Here is a 15,550-nt window from a genome sequence, read left to right as displayed (position 1 = left end):
CCCCCCCCCCCCCCCCCCCCCCCCCGGGGGCAGCGGGGCAGGGCGCCATATCCCAACCGCGACTGTCATCATTCCTGTCAGTTACGGTCATTGCCGCGCTACCGGGTTCTGCGGACAATCGGTGGCAGTTCTCGCAACGGATCGGCCAACATGTCGCAACAGGTGTTTTTCGCCCACGCCAATGGTTTCCCTTCGGCCACCTACGGCAAGCTGTTCGCCGCGCTGGCGCCGCAATATGAGGTCGCGCACCTCGAACTGCACGGTCACGACCCACGGTTTCCGGTGGACGACAACTGGAACAACCTGGTGGACGAGCTGATTCATCACCTGGAACAGCAACCGGAACCGGTGTGGGGCGTCGGGCATTCCCTGGGCGGGGTGTTGCACTTGCACGCGGCGTTGCGTTGCCCTCGGTTGTATCGCGGCGTGGTCATGCTCGATTCGCCGGTGCTGACCCGCGCCGACCGATGGCTGATCCTGGCCGCCAAGCGCATGGGTTTCATTGATCGCCTGACCCCGGCCGGGCGGACCCTCGGACGGCGCGAGGAATTCAGCGACCTGGCGTCGGCGCGGGCCTATTTTGCCGGCAAGACGCTGTTTCGCGGTTTCGACCCGGAATGCTTTGAAGCTTATCTGCAACATGGCTTGCAACCCGTCGGTGACCGGCTGCGGCTGCGCTTCGACCCGGCCACGGAGATCAGCATCTACCGTGGCGTGCCGCACACCCGTCCCGGACGGGCTGGAAAACTCCAGGTCCCGCTGGCGGTAGTGCGAGGCCGACAGAGTCGCGTGGTGATGCGTCATCACACGCGTGTGGTAGGGCGCATGCCGCAGGGTGAATCCCTGACCATGCCCGGTGGCCACATGTTTCCCCTCGAATATCCCCAGGACACGGCCAACCTGCTCAAGGACCTGCTCCAGCGCTGGCAGGGGCCTGACGCATGAACGTCGTTGAAGAGGTTCGCCTGAGCTTGCCCCATATCGAACTCGCCGCCCATCTGTTCGGGCCGGAAGATGGCCGGCCGGTGATCGCCCTGCATGGCTGGCTGGACAACGCCAACAGTTTCGCCCGGCTCGCGCCGCGGTTGGAAGGTGTGCGGGTGATTGCCCTGGACATGGCCGGCCACGGTCATTCCGGGCACCGCCCGGCCGGCGCCGGCTATGCTCTGTGGGACTACGCCCATGATGTGCTGCAAGTGGCCGAGCAATTGGGTTTGAAGCGTTTCGCGCTGTTGGGGCATTCGATGGGCGCCATCGTTTCGCTGGTGCTGGCCGGCTCCCTGCCGGAGAGGATCACGCATCTGGGCCTGATCGACGGGGTGATTCCGCCTACGGCCAAGGGCGACAATGCGGCGGAACGCATGGGCATGGCCCTGCAGGCGCAGCTGGATTTGCAGGAAAAGCGCAAACCGGTCTACACAACCCTCGACCGAGCCATCGAAGCGCGTATGAAAGGGCTGGTGGCGGTCAGTCGCGAAGCCGCCGAGTTGCTCGCCCAACGCGGCCTGATGCCAGTGCCGGGCGGCTATACCTGGCGCACCGACAACCGCCTGACCTTGCCATCGCCACTGCGCCTGACCGATGAACAGGCCATGGCGTTCGTGGCCCGAGTCGCCTGTCCAGCGCACCTGGTGGTGGCAGCTGACGGCATGCTGGCCCAGCATTCGGAGTTGCTGGAACGGCTACCTTTCAGTCATGAGCGGTTGCCTGGCGGTCATCATTTGCACCTGAACGATGAGGTCGGCGCCGCTCTTGTAGCAGACTGTTTCAATCGGTTCTTCAGCGTTTCTTGACTTGCGCCGGGCAACTGTCGAGGCTTGGCGGGTGGAAAGGGAGCCAACCATGACAGAAAACCGTACATTCGCCTTGCTGCGCATCAGCATTAAAAGACGTCTTCGCGTCGCGCGGGTCCAGGCACAGTCGATCCGATGAAACTATCCATGTATTCATTCGCCCTGCTGGCGCTGGCCGCTTTCGGTCCGGCCGCCCTGGCCGCCGATGTGCCCGGCAGCCAGGACCTGGCGCGCGTGCCGCGGATGCCTGACGCGCAAATCGTCGATTACCGGCAAACCAGCGACCTTGAGCGTATCTACCCGATGGGCTCGATTCGCAGGATCAGCGGCCAGCTGCGCTTCGATGGGCAGGTCGACGCCCGCGGCAACGTTACGTCGGTCACCTATGAATTACCGCCGGAGCACACCGCCACCCAGGCTTTTACCGCTGCTCGCGAAGCACTGCAGAAGCAGGACGCCGAGCTGCTTTTCTGGTGCCAGGCGCGCGATTGCGGTGAAAGCAGCCTGTGGGCCAACCAAGTGTTCGGCAATGCCAAGCTCTATGGTGCCGACAGCGGCCAGGCCTATCTGCTGTTGCGCCTGGCGCCGCCGGCGGACAACACGCTGATCGCGCTGTATGCCATCACCCGTGGCAACCGCAAGGCCTACCTGCACGTCGAACAGTTCGAAGCGAACGCTCCCCTGGGGGATCTGCTGCCGACATCGGCGACACTGCTGCGCCAGCTCAAGGACACCGGCGTGCTGGATCTGCCGCGTCTTGCCGGCGAGCCGGACGACGCCTGGCTGCGTCTGCTGTCCCGGGCGCTGAACCTGGACACCGGCCTTCGGGTCAGCATCGCCGGCCCGCAGGCCGAGGTGTGGCGTCAGGCCCTCATCGACCAGGGTGTCCGGGCCGCGCGCATGGAGACGGCCGGTGGTGAGGCGAAGGGCCTGCATCTTGAACTGTTGCGGTAAGCAGTTTCAGGGACGCACCACGTGCCGTTGACCCGACCCAGTTCATTTTTCGAGATCTTTCATGCTCAATAACGATCGGCTATTGGTGCAGATCCTGCTGTTGGTGTTGTTCGGCGCAAGCCTCTGGGTGATGGCGCCATTCTGGTCGGCGCTGTTCTGGGGCGCCGTGCTGGCTTTCGCCAGCTGGCCGCTGATGCGCCTGCTGACCCGCTGGGTCAATGGCCGAGAATCCCTCGCCGCGGCGTTGCTGACGGTCGGCTGGATGTTGCTGGTGGCGGTGCCGCTGGTGTGGCTGGGGTTCAACCTGGCCGATCATGTGCGCGATGCCACGGCGTTCATCAGGGACGTGCAGGTCGACGGCCTGCCCGCAGCTCCGGAATGGCTGGCTGGTGTGCCGCTGATAGGCGGGCGGCTGGTGACGCTCTGGGACAGCATCGACCAACAGGGCGCGGCGATGATGGTGTCCATCAAGCCGTACCTCGGAAGGGTCGGCAATTGGCTGCTGGCCCGTAGCGCGCAAGTAGGCGGCGGTATTCTCGAACTGACATTGAGCATCGTGTTCGTGTCCTTTTTCTACCGTGACGGCCCGCGCCTGGCGGCCTTTGTCCAAGGCTTGCTGGAGCGGTTGATTGGTGACCGTGCCGGGTACTACGTCGACCTGGTGGCCGGTACGGTGCAGCGGGTGGTCAACGGCGTGATCGGTACCGCGGCGGCCCAGGCCGTGCTCGCGCTGATCGGTTTCCTGATCGCGGGCGTACCGGGAGCACTGGTGCTTGGTATCGTCACCTTCCTGCTCAGCCTGATCCCCATGGGCCCGCCGCTGGTCTGGATCCCCGCCACGGCCTGGCTGGCGTGGAAGGGCGAATACGGGATGGCGGTGTTCCTCGGTATCTGGGGCACTTTCATCATCAGCGGCGTGGACAACGTGCTCAAGCCTTACCTGATCAGTCGCGGCGGAAACCTGCCGCTGGTCATCGTGCTGCTGGGGGTTTTTGGCGGGTTGATCGCCTTTGGTTTCATCGGCCTGTTCATCGGTCCGACGCTGTTGGCGGTGGCGTACAGCTTGCTGACGGACTGGAGCAAGAGCCAGGCGCGCTAGGACCGCAGGTTTACCTGTGGCGCGGTGCGGGTAATCAGCCAGTTGATGAAGATCAAAGCCGGGACTGGATGACGATTTACGATCATCGGGTCCCGCACAGGCGCTGGTTCCGCTACAATGCGCGCCGATTTCGACTTGCCTGAGAGCCCGCTCATGTCCGCCTGCCAGACGCCTATCATCGTCGCCCTGGATTTCCCTACACGTGACGCCGCCCTGAAGCTGGCCGACCAGTTGGACCCCAAGCTCTGCCGGGTCAAAGTCGGCAAGGAACTGTTCACCAGTTGTGCTGCGGAAATCGTCGGCACCCTGCGGGACAAGGGCTTCGAGGTCTTCCTCGACCTGAAATTCCACGACATCCCCAACACCACCGCCATGGCCGTCAAGGCCGCTGCGGAGATGGGCGTGTGGATGGTCAATGTGCACTGCTCCGGTGGCCTGCGCATGATGGCGGCGTGCCGGGAGGTGCTGGACCAGCGCAGCGGCCCGAAACCGCTGCTGATCGGCGTGACCGTACTGACCAGCATGGAGCGTGAGGACCTGGCGGGAATCGGTCTGGACATCGAGCCCCAGGAGCAGGTGTTGCGTCTTGCGGCGCTGGCGCAAAAGGCCGGTATGGACGGTCTGGTCTGTTCGGCCCTGGAAGCCGGCGCCCTGAAGACGGCCCACCCGTCGCTGCAACTGGTGACCCCGGGGATTCGTCCGGCGGGCAGTGCGCAGGATGACCAGCGTCGTATCCTGACCCCGCGCCAGGCACTGGATGCCGGTTCCGACTATCTGGTGATCGGCCAACTTCCCGAAGTTCTCCCCGCTGAACAGTTTGGTCAGCGTCTCGGGGAAGGTCTCCAGCCCTTCGACGATGTCTTCCTTGCTCTTGAGCTGCCCCTTGGCCATCCAGCCGGCCATTTCCTGCCCGGCGGCAGCGAATTGCGCGGCGTAGTCCATGACCACGAAGCCTTCCATACGGGCGCGATTGACCAATAGCGACAGGTAATTGGCCGGTCCTTTCACCGCTTCCTTGTTGTTGTATTGGCTGATCGCGCCGCAAATCACCACCCGGGCTTTCATATTCAGGCGGCTGAGCACCGCATCGAGAATGTCGCCGCCGACGTTATCGAAATACACATCCACGCCTTTCGGACACTCACGCTTGAGGCCGGCGTGGACGTCTTCGCTCTTGTAGTCGATGGCGCCGTCAAAACCCAGCTCATCAATCAGAAACTTGCATTTATCGGCACCGCCGGCAATGCCGACCACGCGGCAGCCTTTGATCTTGGCGATCTGCCCGGCGATGCTGCCCACCGCCCCGGCGGCTCCCGAAAGCACTACGGTTTCACCGGCCTTGGGGGCGCCGACATCCAGCAGGGCGAAGTAGGCGGTCATGCCGGTCATGCCCAGCGCGGACAAATAACGCGGCAGCGGCGCCAGTTTCGGATCCACCTTGTAGAAACCTCGTGGCTCGCCGAGGAAATAATCCTGCACGCCCAATGCACCGTTGACGTAGTCCCCGACCGCGAAGCCCGGATTGTTCGACGCGACCACCTGGCCTACGCCCAAGGCCCGCATGACTTCACCGATGCCGACCGGCGGGATATAGGACTTACCCTCGTTCATCCAGCCACGCATGGCCGGGTCCAGAGACAGGTATTCGTTCTTCACCAGGATCTGACCGGCTGCCGGTTCGCCGACCGGCACTTGTTGATAAGTGAACGTCTCGCGGGTCGCGGCGCCTACCGGGCGTTTGGCGAGCAGGAACTGGCGATTGATCTGAGCAGTCATGGCTGGGACTCAAGATGAATGAAGCCTTGTTGATAGACCCTCGGCGGGTTGATCGCAAGGTTTGCCGACACAGCGAATGCATGTCGATCCAACCCGGTGATGATGTGGACGGGGCTGTTATCACTGGCATCCATGAATATCCAACCGGCATTTGCATAGTGCTGCCGTAGTAGTACGGGCGATGACTATATTCAGCGACTCCCGTAATTCTTCGAGGCATTGACGATGAGCATGACGTTTTCCGGACAGGTTGCCGTGGTGACGGGCGCGGCGGCAGGCATTGGCCGCGCCACCGCCCAGGCGTTCGCGGCGCAAGGCCTGAAAGTGGTCGCGGCGGACCTGGACGTGGCGGGCGGCGAGGGTACGGTGCAGTTGATTCGCGATGCCGGTGGCGAGGCGGTGTTCGTGCGCTGTGACGTGACCGTGGAAAGCGATGTGCAACGTCTGATGGACCAGGTGATCAGTGCCTACGGTCGCCTGGATTACGCATTCAACAACGCTGGCATCGAGATCGAGAAGGGCAAGCTGGCCGATGGCACGCTGGACGAGTTCGACGCGATCATGGGGGTCAACGTCAAGGGCGTCTGGCTGTGCATGAAGTATCAATTGCCGTTGCTGCTGGCCCAAGGGGGCGGCGCTATCGTCAATACGGCCTCGGTGGCCGGACTAGGGGCCGCGCCGAAAATGAGCATCTACGCAGCCTCCAAGCACGCGGTGATCGGGCTGACCAAGTCGGCTGCCATCGAATACGCCAAGAAGAAAATCCGTGTGAACGCGGTCTGCCCGGCGGTCATCGACACCGATATGTTCCGGCGCGCCTACGAGGCGGACCCGAAGAAAGGCGAGTTCGCCAATGCGATGCATCCCGTGGGGCGTATCGGCAAGGTCGAGGAAATCGCCAGCGCGGTGCTGTACCTGTGCAGCGACGGGGCGGCATTCACTACGGGGCATTCACTGGCCGTGGACGGCGGGGTCACGGCGTTCTGACCGTCATGGTTGCAACCCTGCACGCAGGACGAAGCCCGCACTGGATGCGGGCTTCGTTTTTTGGTGGCAGGTGCGCTCGATTGACCGGCCAATGTATTTCAAAGCATGAGAAGCAGGCGTTTTCGCGTCTTTGGCTTACATCGCCCGAGTTAGCCGTGTGCTTAACTGTTTGCGAACGTAAATCATACGCTTAGGAGCTTGGTTACTCATGGAGTTGAGAATCGACCGGCAGGCCCTGGTGCCTGTCGTGCAGCAAATTGTCGACGCGCTGGCCAGCCGGATCCGCCAGGGTGTGGTGCCGCCAGGGTCCCGCCTGCCATCGATCCGACGGCTTGCGCGGGAAAACCTGCTAAGCCAGGCGAGTGTCCACGAAGCCTGCCAGCGGCTGGTGACTCAGGGGTTGCTGGCATCTCTTCACGGTTCAAGTTTCCTGGTTGCCTCAGGCCCTCCGGCATTGAGCGAGCCTGTCGATCAGTTTTGGCCGCCGGGCGCTTCTTACGAGCAGGCGGGGCTGGGCGACGGTTCGCCAGGGGCACTGGAGTTAGGTGGCGGCGGGTTGCCAGAGAGTTGGCGTGAAAGCGATGACATTGGTTATGCGATCCGCCAGGTCACCCGCACCGACATGGCGGGGTTGTTCAGCTACAGCACACCGATGGGGCTCCCGGCTTTGCGCGAGCAATTGTCCAGGCGCCTGAAACAGTTCGATATCGGTGCTGATGAAAACCTGATCCTGACCACTACCGGGGCAACCCATGGGCTGGACCTGATCGTGCGGACACTTCTGCAGCCAGGAAGCTGCGTCGTGGTGGAAAGTCCGGGCTACTCGAAACTGTTCGACCTGCTCAGACTACATGGAATCAACATGATCGAACTGCCCAGGACTCCCCGCGGCCCGGACATCGCTGCGCTCGAATGTCTGTTGGCGATGCATCGCCCCAGTGCCCTGTTCATCAACAGTGCCTGCCACAACCCGACCGGCAGCAACCTGTCCCAGGCTGTAGCCCAGCGTTTGCTTGAGTTGGCGAAAGAGCACGCCATGCTGGTTATCGAGGACGATGTCTATGCCGATTTCCAGGGTTCGCCGCGAGTCCGCCTGGCTGCCCTGGATGCCGATGTCATCTACCTGGGCAGTTTCTCGAAAACCCTCAGCAGTTCGTTGCGAGTCGGCTTCGTGGCAGCCGGGGCCTGCGTTATCGCGCGCCTGAGCGAGGTCAAGGGAATAACCAGCATGGGCGGGTCGCGATTTTCTGAAGCGGTATTAACCTATCTGTTGGCCAACGGTGCCTACCGAAAACTGGTCCAGCGCCAGCGACAGCGGTTGAGTGCCGATATGGCTGTAACGTTGGAATTGCTCGACGAGGCCGACTGGGACGTTTTTGGCAAGCCGGCAGGTGGGTTGTTCATTTGGGCACGTCCGCCCTTTTGCGATTATCCCAGGTTGCAGCGTCAGGCCAGGTACTGCGGCATCCAGCTGTCCTCGCGTACGGCGTTCAGCCCTTCAGGCGCTGACACTGACTGGTTGCGGATCAATGTGGCTCATGCCCGAGACCCCAAGGCGCTGGCGTTTTTCCAGGCCACGGCTCTGGATCGACCTCAAGTGTTCTGAAAACGACGCGGCTGTAGCTTTTTGCCATTATTCCGACGCAGGCATCTTGTGTTGCGAGGTGTCTCGTTGCGAATCTGCAAGCAACACACACTGGCAGAGGACTGGGCGCAATGATTTCGGCCGTGCAAGGACGTTTTGCCAACCTCGGTATGGCGAAAAAACTGGGCATCGGGTTTGTCCTGGTGTTGCTGCTCACTGCGGTGGTGGCGGCCATCGGTGTCTGGTCCCTGCAAACCATCAGTCAGCGTTTCGATGGTTTGAAACAGATGTCGTCCCTCAACAGCGGGTTGCTCAAGGTCCGGTTGCTTGAGCAGGAATATGCCTCGCGCTCCGACCCCAAGACGGCCGATGCCTTGCGCCAGGGCGTCGATGCACTGGTTGTCCTGGCGAACGAGCTCAAGGCGCAATCGGCTGCCAATGTACCGGTGATGAATGATGTGGAGCAGGCCCTGGCGGCGTATCGCAAGGCCTTCGATGAGTTTGTCGAGCTGAGCCAGAGCAAGGACCTGGCGCTGGAGATGGCCAGTTGGTCGGTTTCCAGTGTCGCCAACAATCTCGATGTATTGCAGGCGGGTCTGGCCGATGACGGCGCCTATACCTTGAAGGAATCCGCAGGCAAGGAGGGCGCTGAGTTCATCGAGCAGGCCAACCAGGTCAGCGAGGTCTCGCGGCTGATGCTGCAGGCCATGAACGAAGCGCGGGTTCGCCTGGACCAGAGCCGTAAAGGCAGCGAGGAGAACGCCGGGCAAGGCAACATCGAACAGGCCGAGCAGGCCATGAAACTGGCCGAAGTACTCAAGGGCGCGGTCAAGGATCCGGGTTATCAGACTGTACTCAACGAAGTGGCCGGGCACATCGGCGGATTCAACCAGCAGTTGGCCGAATACACCGGTTTGCTGGCCAAGGAGAAAACCGTCTACCAGCAGTTGCATGAGCGCGCCGACCAGGTCGTGGCGCGGGTCGACCAGGCCTATAACGCCGAAGACGGTGCAATGCAGGCGGAGCTGAAGAAAAATTCGCTGATGATCGTCGGTTCGTCGGCCCTGGCCCTGTTGGTGGGGTTGATCGCTGCCTGGCTCATCACCCGGCTGATCGTCACGCCGCTGCGCAGTGTCATTCGCGTCGCCCAACAGATAGCTTCAGGTGACTTGAGTGCCAAGGTCGATGTGACACGCCGGGATGAGATCGGCCAGTTGATGCTGGCCATGCAGCAGATGGCGGCCGGCCTGAGCAGCATTGTCAGCGGCTTGCAGGCCGGCATCGAGCAATTGGCCAACTCGGCACAGTCGCTGTCGTCCGTGACCGAACAGACCAACCTTGAAGTCAGCAGCCAGAAGGAGGAAACCGAGCAGGTGGCCACGGCCATGAACCAGATGACCGCCACCGTGCATGACGTGGCGCGCAACGCCGAAGAGGCCGCGCAAGCAGCCCAGACCGCCGACGACAAGGTTGAAAGTGGCCAGCGGGTGGTGCGCCAGAGCATGGCGCGTATCGAACAACTGGCTGATTCGGCCACGTCGGCCAGCACCAGCATCGAAAGCCTCAGCGCCGAGATACAGAACATCGGCACGGTACTGAGCGTGATCAAGAGCGTCGCCGAACAAACCAACCTGCTGGCGCTCAACGCCGCTATCGAGGCGGCCAGGGCGGGCGAGCAGGGCAGGGGCTTTGCCGTGGTGGCCGATGAGGTGCGAGCCCTGGCCAAGCGTACGCAACAGTCCACCGAAGAAATCGAGCGATTGGTCAGCGCCCTGCGCTCGGCCGCCCAGACCTCCGTACAACAGATCCAGAGCAGCGGCGAATTGGTGAAAATGGCCGTCAGCGATGCGCTGCAGACCGAAAGCGCACTGGGCAGCATCGCGGCGGCGGTGTCGTTGATCCAGCAGATGAACCAGCAGATCGCGGCGGCAGCCGAGCAACAGAGTTCGGTGGCTGAAGAGATCAACCGCAGTGTTACCAGTATCCGTGCCAGCGCCGATCAATCGTCCATGGCCATGCAAGGCAATGCCGCTTCAAGCATTGAGCTGGCACAGCTGGGGAGCGAGTTGAAGGGTATGGTGGGGCATTTCAGGTTATGAGTGTGGGGCTGCACTGACCGCCTTCGCGAGCAGGCTCGCTCCCACAGGAGAAACTTGTTTGCTAAAGAAACGGGCCGGCTATCAGCCCAGGCTCAATCGTAGACCTTCTTCTTCTTCCACTCGTCGTTCGCTTCGTCTTCCTTCAACCCTTCAGTCAACTGGTTAACCTCACCCTCGACTGGCTGGGTGCTGGCCAGCACCTGGGCATTGGCGCGGGCCAGAAGCTTCTCCAGATAAGCCAACTGTTCGGCATAGACCTGCGGCTCCTGCTGTTTGCGCAAGTATTGCACGCCTCGCTCGAACGCCAGGCGGGCCTGACCCGGTTGCTCCTGTTGCAAGGCTTGCTGGCCGAGATTGTTGAAGAACTCGATGTGCAGCAGCACCAGCAGGTGCCGCACTTCACGGATCCAGCGCTTGGCCTCGTTGGGCGGCAGGAAGCCATCCTGCGCGGCGCGGGTGATCTGGCCGTGCAAAGCCTCAAGCAGAAACCGCACATCCTTGGCCTTTGCCTCGGTCTGTATCGGCGCTGGCGGGTTGCTCACCGGGATCGACTCACCCTGAGCAGCCAATGCGGACAGTTCATCCAGGCGTGCCTTGACCGCAGCGTTGGACTTTTCAAGATTGAGCAAGCGCTGGCAGACATTCATCTCCAGGCGCGTCATCAGCAACTTCAGGGCCGGGGTCATCAACTGGCCAGGGAAGGTTTCCGTGAGCTCGCCGCAACGCCGCAAGCGGTCATTGAGTTCGACTTTGGTGCGGACCTTTTCCAGCTTGTTGTTTTCCACCACATGGTTCATGTAGCCAATGGCGATCAACAGTGCGATCCCGGCTACGACGAGCAGGGTGATCATGAGTGGTGTCACCGGTAAGACCTCTTTATTAGCGTTCGCATGTCATGAGTGTAGTGGCTTGGCTTTTAAGCGCATAGGCCCGAGCGACGCGATTAGACGGGCGACGTACTGTCCACGGGGCGCGTAGCGGAATAGATGCACATTGCCACTATTTGTCGGTCGCGACTATAACCCCTTGGCGGGCGACAGAATATAGGCGCCAGAGAGCGGACGGGGAAAATCTGCGAATCCTCCTTAAACCGGGCGAAGTCATTGATTTAAATAAATTTATATTCGGGGGTTGACGACCCTCCAATCCATCCATAGAATGCGCGCCACTTACAGCGTAAAGCACTCAGCCAAACGCGATAAGCAGTGAATGTTGTACGTGTGTCCCCTTCGTCTAGTGGCCTAGGACACCGCCCTTTCACGGCGGTAACAGGGGTTCGAGTCCCCTAGGGGACGCCAATGCGGGAATAGCTCAGTTGGTAGAGCACGACCTTGCCAAGGTCGGGGTCGCGAGTTCGAGTCTCGTTTCCCGCTCCAATTTTAAACAGCGTTGCTTTCGGGCAGGGCTGAGTGAAGCCAGAGCCGACATCTTCGGATGCGGGTTTGGGCACTGGGATACACACCATGTGTTCCAGTTAGCGTGTCCCCTTCGTCTAGTGGCCTAGGACACCGCCCTTTCACGGCGGTAACAGGGGTTCGAGTCCCCTAGGGGACGCCATTTGCGGGAATAGCTCAGTTGGTAGAGCACGACCTTGCCAAGGTCGGGGTCGCGAGTTCGAGTCTCGTTTCCCGCTCCAAATATCGGTTTACAGAGTTCCACGGAAGTTTGTAAGTCAGTGAAAATAGACGCTTCGGCGTCTTTTTTCATTTCAGTTCGTACTGAAAGTCCGCCGATCCCGACCGGGCCCGGCAATGTATCCAGCCCAATGGGGCATCCTCAATCGCTGACAATAAACATGTCGGCTCCTACTGCGTAGTGCATTTGGCCCGGCTGGAGTCCTTCACTGCGAACAACAGGCAGCGCACGGCTTCACGATCCTGCTCGGACAACGAACGATAATAGTGAATCAGACGTTCTTCCTCTCGATTGAGCCGGCGGGGCCGCAAGGACGTACCGGCGGTTGGGCGCGGTGGGGGTGAAAACGAATTATCTGGCATGGTGCTTGTTCTTCATGAAGTGTGTGGAGCCGTGAGCGTCTAGCTCCGACCACCTATTACATAACTCTTATCGTCGCGATGAGCTTGTCATTTTTCGTGATTGCCAGGTTATTCAGAAGGGGCTGTCGGAAGGTGTGGGCGGACGCGTAGGAGTGATCTTCAATACCGCCTGATGTATGCGCGATAGCGCAATGAGGCCGGCCAAGCCGGCATCTGTCGTCGGCTGGCCGTGGAAAATCGCGAGGCCTGTCAAAAACGGGAAACCTCCTTGAAGGCACAGGTTAGATAACGCATGGCCACTCGGTCAGGTTCAGACAGCTTGCGGAAATGCTCGATCAATCGTGCTTCCTCCTCCGTGAGGGCGCGTAGTCTTCGCTTTGGCCAAAACCCGGAAATCAGCTGTGAAACCCTTTTGGTTGATGGCATAGACCTTGTCCTCGGTTGCGACACACGGCTGTTTTTTATCGCGCGAAGCTGCCGAGTATTCCGGTGAATACAGGACAGGGGCATTTGTGGTGAGTGTAGAAAGTTGTTCTGGAGTGTGTGAAATATCTTTTCACGCGGAACTCACCGCTTAACAAGCGGGTCGTGGATGGCTCTGTACTGGACTTGCCCCTACCAAACCGCTGCTCGGCGTCGTAGCGGAAAAACTCAGGTGAGGGGCATTGTTCATGCCTTCTCAAAATTGACGTCAGGCACGATGCCACAGCCAGATGTCCCCTTCGTTCGTTCAGATCTTTGCGCCACTGGGCCGCGCGATTAGCGCCTGGGCGCTGGGTCTGGGTCAGTATTTCGGCCACCAGGTTGTCGCTGGCGTCGTATTGGTAGTCCTTCTGCAACAGCGGCAGCACTTCGCGGGCGACGTGCTGGTAGTGCAGCGCCTTCTGGCTGAGGCGGCCATTGCGGTCGTAGCGGGTGCGGGTCAACAGACTGCCTTGGGTGCGCAAAACCTCGTCATGCAGGTGATCGCGCTCGAAATCGCTGATCACCCGGCCGCCCAAATTGATTTGATTTAGTTTTTCGCGCTGTAGACGAACCTACGTTTTTATTAGTGTCAAGAGTGTATTGTTTAATTTTGGTTCATATGATTCGTTCCATGCGTCCATGGAGAAGCTGCTTATTTTATATAAGTCATTAGGGGCGTTGTGGCATATGACGCAGCGAATAGTTCCCATTGTGAACCAGATTATAAACTCTTTTAACTTGTCGCTAGGTTTTACATCTGTGGACTTTAGTGCCATTTGTATGTCGCTTATCAATCTATCGAACAAAGGGGCGTTGAACGTCTTCTCCTCAAATAATTCAAAGCAAAATGTACCTTTGACTAGATCGTCTTTGTTTTTTAGAATTTCATTTTCTAGCTGATTCATGATCTAAGTCCGTCGGGATGTTAACAGCTCGGGCCGATTCGGTTTGCGGCGCGAGTAAATTTTGCAGCATTGTATTTGCCGTCGAGATTGAAAACACTTTTTGATGAGTTTTTGATGAGAAAGTTTCTATATAATCCTTGTGTATGCCGTCCATGTAATAGTAGTCGCCGGGCTTAAACTTTACACTGTCAATTTTTTTGAATTTACAGCTCCGCCAAGATGAATTACATCGTTGTCCTGAAAGGTATTTCACTGCTGTTAGTTTTAATTTCAGTAATCATATTGGTTGCCTGGCTCATCATTGAAATGAGCTCCTCTATTTTCCGAGCTCCCTATGCCGAAGTCGTGACCATAGAGTCATCGCGAATTCTTACAGTTTTTGTGCCTATTGGGTATTCCAGATGGGGGCCGTCGGAAGTGTTTGGCGAAGGTGTAGGAGCGATCTTCCAAGGCCGACTGGATATAGCGCATTGCTATACGGTCGGTTTCCGACAGCGTGCGGCAAAACCTCATGGGCGCGTTGCGCGTGCAGCACTTTCGTTGCGCTCGAAATTTTGATCACCCCGCCCATCTGGCAGGCAAGGGCTCCAGAGTGCTCACTAGAGCGGCACTGCAGCAGGCTGGCGCGCTGGTCTCCCTGAGCAGTTGGTTGAAGTGGACATAGTCGAGACGCTGCTGGTCGCCCTGGTTTCACTAAATTTTTTTTACTGTTGTCATAGTAGTAGCTGGTAAAAACATTTTTCAATGACATTGAAGGTAAAATAATGATCTTTTAGGGCGAAGGTTTGGATGTTGCTTCCTGCATTTTTTTTACGTGTTGTTGTAAAAGTGTCATGTTGTTATTTAGCTCTATTGAATCTTTGAGGGATTTGGCCTCGGTAGGGATGTTTCTGATTAGCAAGTTTGCAGATGAAATTAGTATTCTAAAAAAATTAATGGTTTCTATCTGGCAGCAATAGATGATTTGTTTTTTTTTGCCTCTGTTTGCTATAAATGATAGTTCGCAGTTTTGATTTGTCGGCTTTGCTTCGAAATAGTAGGGGCCATCCATAAAACTGAATGTGGATTTTTCGTTTGAGGCCACTGAGATCGCTTCTTTTAGCCACCAGCCTAGAACTATGGTTGAAAAGTCGTCCCACTTTTCTTCGGGGAAGAAAATTCCTTCAGGTAGTTGAAAATAAATTTCTGAAAATATGTGCGTGGATATCATGCTTTTCGATATGCGAACTGAGTTTGGGTTAATTATTAAATTGATCATGTTGTGCTCTTTGTAGGGTAGGCTGTTTCGATTTTTTTGGTGGCTTTGTTGATCCACATCTCTATCGTCATTCCACCTGATGTGCCACGTCCTTTTACTCGGTCGTCCTGAGTTTTTACGATTTTGATGTTCGAATATGCTTCCTTGATGGCACTCTCTATTTGCTTTGAAGTCATTTTTTCAGGAAATAAATCTTTTATTCCACTTTGTTTTCCCGTTCTCCCAGTTGACGTATGTCTGTCAAGAATGTGATCCATGTCTATTTTTATTTTTTTCTTGCCCGGCAGGCTAATCGGCTTGCCGTTTTTTTCAGGGCATGGAGTTAAGCCCCACGGATCAATCCACCCAATCGCGTTCGGCGCGTACTGATAGAGGTTTAGCCCTCCCAACAACCCAATCGGATCCGGCTGGGTAAACCGCCCCACATCCGGATCAAAAAACCTGAAGGTGTTGTAGTGCAGCCCGGTTTCGCGGTCAAGGTACTGCCCTTGAAACCGCAGGTTCTGCTCACGCCCGGCCTGCCGATCATGCCATTCGTCCCGCGTTCTGCCCCAGGCCTGGTACTCGCTGTGCCACACCGTATTGCCGTCAGTATCGGTGAGCTGTTCCGGCAGCCCGGCCAGGTTGGTGTG

12 protein-coding genes, 4 tRNA genes and 3 pseudogenes are annotated in these 15,550 nt (G+C 58.6%); 14 read left to right on the top strand and 5 right to left on the bottom strand.

Annotated features, from left to right (window positions below; genetic code table 11):
• Positions 1-150 precede the first annotated feature (150 nt).
• The 5 genes and pseudogenes from ACE04F_RS00475 to pyrF all read left to right on the top strand — a co-directional run.
• Positions 151-945, top strand: a complete 795-nt coding sequence (locus tag ACE04F_RS00475; RefSeq protein ID WP_486104006.1) for an alpha/beta fold hydrolase — start codon at positions 151-153, stop codon at positions 943-945.
• Positions 942-1,793 carry an alpha/beta hydrolase gene (locus tag ACE04F_RS00470; protein WP_486104004.1) on the top strand — a complete coding sequence of 284 codons (852 nt, stop codon included), beginning with the start codon at positions 942-944 and terminating at the stop codon, positions 1,791-1,793. Before ACE04F_RS00475 ends, ACE04F_RS00470 begins: the two co-directional genes overlap by 4 nt.
• Positions 1,794-1,940: 147 nt before the next feature.
• Positions 1,941-2,747: a DUF4892 domain-containing protein gene (locus ACE04F_RS00465; RefSeq protein WP_486104002.1), complete on the top strand. Its 807-nt coding sequence runs from the start codon at positions 1,941-1,943 to the stop codon at positions 2,745-2,747.
• 61 nt (positions 2,748-2,808) lie between these two features.
• On the top strand, positions 2,809-3,846 hold the full coding sequence (locus tag ACE04F_RS00460) for an AI-2E family transporter (protein ID WP_486104000.1): 1,038 nt from the start codon (positions 2,809-2,811) through the stop codon (positions 3,844-3,846).
• Positions 3,847-3,999: 153 nt separating this feature from the next.
• Positions 4,000-4,635 (top strand): annotated as a pseudogene (pyrF, locus tag ACE04F_RS00455) (orotidine-5'-phosphate decarboxylase); the annotation flags it as partial.
• Here the strand turns inward: pyrF and ACE04F_RS00450 are convergent.
• Positions 4,633-5,622: pseudogene (locus tag ACE04F_RS00450) on the bottom strand (NADP-dependent oxidoreductase); the annotation flags it as partial. The pseudogenes pyrF and ACE04F_RS00450 overlap by 3 nt on opposite strands.
• A gap of 225 nt (positions 5,623-5,847) precedes the next feature.
• Between ACE04F_RS00450 and ACE04F_RS00445 the strand changes: the two are divergent.
• The 4 genes and pseudogenes from ACE04F_RS00445 to ACE04F_RS00430 all read left to right on the top strand — a co-directional run bounded on the left by ACE04F_RS00445 (position 5,848) and on the right by ACE04F_RS00430 (position 10,293).
• Positions 5,848-6,609 carry an SDR family oxidoreductase gene (locus ACE04F_RS00445; RefSeq protein WP_305496079.1) on the top strand — a complete coding sequence of 254 codons (762 nt, stop codon included), beginning with the start codon at positions 5,848-5,850 and terminating at the stop codon, positions 6,607-6,609.
• A 208-nt stretch (positions 6,610-6,817) separates the two neighbouring features.
• Positions 6,818-8,215, top strand: coding sequence for an aminotransferase-like domain-containing protein (locus tag ACE04F_RS00440; RefSeq protein WP_486103998.1), 1,398 nt, complete (start codon positions 6,818-6,820; stop codon positions 8,213-8,215).
• A gap of 110 nt (positions 8,216-8,325) precedes the next feature.
• A pseudogene (locus tag ACE04F_RS00435) lies at positions 8,326-9,432 on the top strand (HAMP domain-containing protein); the annotation flags it as partial.
• Positions 9,412-10,293, top strand: coding sequence for a methyl-accepting chemotaxis protein (locus ACE04F_RS00430; RefSeq protein ID WP_486104111.1), 882 nt, complete (start codon positions 9,412-9,414; stop codon positions 10,291-10,293). The pseudogene ACE04F_RS00435 and the gene ACE04F_RS00430, both read left to right, overlap by 21 nt.
• Positions 10,294-10,385: 92 nt before the next feature.
• On the opposite strand, the gene ACE04F_RS00425 is transcribed toward ACE04F_RS00430, so the two are convergent.
• Complete coding sequence (locus ACE04F_RS00425; RefSeq protein WP_486103996.1) at positions 10,386-11,144, bottom strand: hypothetical protein; 759 nt, start codon at positions 11,142-11,144, stop codon at positions 10,386-10,388.
• A 371-nt stretch (positions 11,145-11,515) separates the two neighbouring features.
• On the opposite strand from ACE04F_RS00425, the gene ACE04F_RS00420 reads away from it, so the two are divergent.
• The 4 genes from ACE04F_RS00420 (at position 11,516) to ACE04F_RS00405 (ending at position 11,929) form a co-directional block, all read left to right on the top strand.
• A tRNA-Glu gene (locus tag ACE04F_RS00420) sits at positions 11,516-11,591 on the top strand.
• 2 nt (positions 11,592-11,593) lie between these two features.
• Positions 11,594-11,669, top strand: a tRNA-Gly gene (locus ACE04F_RS00415).
• Positions 11,670-11,774: 105 nt separating this feature from the next.
• Positions 11,775-11,850: transfer RNA gene (locus ACE04F_RS00410), tRNA-Glu, on the top strand.
• Positions 11,851-11,853: 3 nt separating this feature from the next.
• Positions 11,854-11,929: transfer RNA gene (locus ACE04F_RS00405), tRNA-Gly, on the top strand.
• A gap of 822 nt (positions 11,930-12,751) precedes the next feature.
• Here the strand turns inward: ACE04F_RS00405 and ACE04F_RS00400 are convergent.
• Positions 12,752-13,279, bottom strand: a complete 528-nt coding sequence (locus tag ACE04F_RS00400; protein ID WP_486103994.1) for a hypothetical protein — start codon at positions 13,277-13,279, stop codon at positions 12,752-12,754.
• A 600-nt stretch (positions 13,280-13,879) separates the two neighbouring features.
• Here ACE04F_RS00400 and ACE04F_RS00395 point away from each other — a divergent pair.
• Positions 13,880-14,218, top strand: coding sequence for a hypothetical protein (locus ACE04F_RS00395; protein ID WP_486103992.1), 339 nt, complete (start codon positions 13,880-13,882; stop codon positions 14,216-14,218).
• A 214-nt stretch (positions 14,219-14,432) separates the two neighbouring features.
• Here ACE04F_RS00395 and ACE04F_RS00390 read toward each other — a convergent pair whose 3' ends face one another.
• Together ACE04F_RS00390 and ACE04F_RS00385 are read right to left on the bottom strand one after the other, a co-directional pair.
• Positions 14,433-14,918 carry a hypothetical protein gene (locus tag ACE04F_RS00390; RefSeq protein WP_486103990.1) on the bottom strand — a complete coding sequence of 162 codons (486 nt, stop codon included), beginning with the start codon at positions 14,916-14,918 and terminating at the stop codon, positions 14,433-14,435.
• On the bottom strand, positions 14,915-15,550 hold a 636-nt coding region (locus ACE04F_RS00385; protein WP_486103988.1), incomplete at its 5' end, for an RHS repeat-associated core domain-containing protein. The genes ACE04F_RS00385 and ACE04F_RS00390, both read right to left, overlap by 4 nt.

The organism is Pseudomonas sp. AGC41 (genome assembly GCF_057334555.1).
This window is presented reverse-complemented; position numbering and strand designations above follow the sequence as displayed.

What these genes read in the sequence shown, in the direction of transcription:
- ACE04F_RS00470 (WP_486104004.1), top strand. Translation starts at nt 942, where the DNA reads ATGAACGTCGTTGAAGAGGTTCGCCTGAGCTTGCCCCATATCGAACTC.
- ACE04F_RS00460 (WP_486104000.1), top strand. Translation starts at nt 2,809, where the DNA reads ATGCTCAATAACGATCGGCTATTGGTGCAGATCCTGCTGTTGGTGTTG.
- ACE04F_RS00440 (WP_486103998.1), top strand. Translation starts at nt 6,818, where the DNA reads ATGGAGTTGAGAATCGACCGGCAGGCCCTGGTGCCTGTCGTGCAGCAA.
- ACE04F_RS00465 (WP_486104002.1), top strand. Translation starts at nt 1,941, where the DNA reads ATGTATTCATTCGCCCTGCTGGCGCTGGCCGCTTTCGGTCCGGCCGCC.
- ACE04F_RS00395 (WP_486103992.1), top strand. Translation starts at nt 13,880, where the DNA reads ATGAATTACATCGTTGTCCTGAAAGGTATTTCACTGCTGTTAGTTTTA.
- ACE04F_RS00445 (WP_305496079.1), top strand. Translation starts at nt 5,848, where the DNA reads ATGAGCATGACGTTTTCCGGACAGGTTGCCGTGGTGACGGGCGCGGCG.
- ACE04F_RS00475 (WP_486104006.1), top strand. Translation starts at nt 151, where the DNA reads ATGTCGCAACAGGTGTTTTTCGCCCACGCCAATGGTTTCCCTTCGGCC.
- ACE04F_RS00430 (WP_486104111.1), top strand. Translation starts at nt 9,412, where the DNA reads ATGCTGGCCATGCAGCAGATGGCGGCCGGCCTGAGCAGCATTGTCAGC.
- ACE04F_RS00425 (WP_486103996.1), bottom strand. Translation starts at nt 11,144, where the DNA reads ATGATCACCCTGCTCGTCGTAGCCGGGATCGCACTGTTGATCGCCATT.
- ACE04F_RS00390 (WP_486103990.1), bottom strand. Translation starts at nt 14,918, where the DNA reads ATGATCAATTTAATAATTAACCCAAACTCAGTTCGCATATCGAAAAGC.